Below are 950 nucleotides of genomic sequence, written 5' to 3'. Positions count from 1 at the left end.
AGACAGGCCCCTATCCGACGATGGTCGACAACCCCGATGGCTACAAGGTGCCGGTGGTGCAGGCGGCGTCCTATTCGAAATATCTCGGCGAGTTCAAGGTCGTGTTCGACGACAACGGCGTCGTCAAGCAAGCGAGCGGCGACCCGATCTTCCTCGACAAGTCGATCACGCCCGATCCGGCCGTGCTCGCCCGCATCAAGGAGCTCGGCGCCCCGATCGAGGAATTGAAGAACAAGGAAGTGGCTGAGACCACTAAGGCCATCGACGGCAGCCGCGACAACTGCCGCGCCCGCGAATGCGAGATGGGCAACCTCGTCTCCGATGCCATCCTCGACCGCGTCAAGGGCCAGGGCGTCGAGATCGTCATCTCGAACGGCGGCGGCCTGCGCGCCTCGATCGACCAGGGCACCGTGACCATGGGCGAGGTGCTGACCGTGCTGCCGTTCCAGAACACGCTGGCGACCTTCCAGATCTCGGGCAAGGACCTCGTCGCCGGGCTGGAAAGCGGCCTCAGCCAGATCGAGGACGGCGCCGGGCGCTTCCCGCAGGTCGCCGGCCTGAAATATTCCTTCGACAAATCGGTCGCGCCCAACGCCGGACGCGTCAAGTCGGTCGAGGTGATGGAGGACGGCGCCTGGGCGCCGATCAATCCCGACAAGGACTATCTGGTCGCCACCAACAACTATGTCCGCCAGGGCGGCGACGGCTACAAGGTCTTCGCCGAGAAGGCCAAGAACGCCTATGACTACGGCCCGGGCCTGGAGCAGGTCGTCGCCGACTATCTCGGCGCGCATAGGCCCTATACGCCGAAGCTCGACGGCCGCATCACCGAGATCGCCGCGACCGTCGCGGCGGCCCCCGCCGCCGAACCGGCGAAGCCAGCCGAAGCGGCGCCAGCGGCACCGGCGCCCGCAGCCGAGCCAGCGAAGCCGGCCGAGGCGGCGCCCGCC

Annotated in this window: 1 protein-coding gene; it reads left to right on the top strand. The window is 67.3% G+C overall.

The genetic code is table 11. The annotated features are described in order from the left end of the window. The coding region (locus EN745_RS35230; RefSeq protein ID WP_189363274.1) for a 5'-nucleotidase C-terminal domain-containing protein at positions 1–950 on the top strand (950 nt) is incomplete at both ends.

This window comes from Mesorhizobium sp. M4A.F.Ca.ET.022.05.2.1 (assembly GCF_003998845.1).
GTDB lineage: Bacteria > Pseudomonadota > Alphaproteobacteria > Rhizobiales > Rhizobiaceae > Mesorhizobium.
Note: the sequence above shows the minus strand (reverse complement) of the source record. Positions and strands in the feature narration are given on the sequence as shown.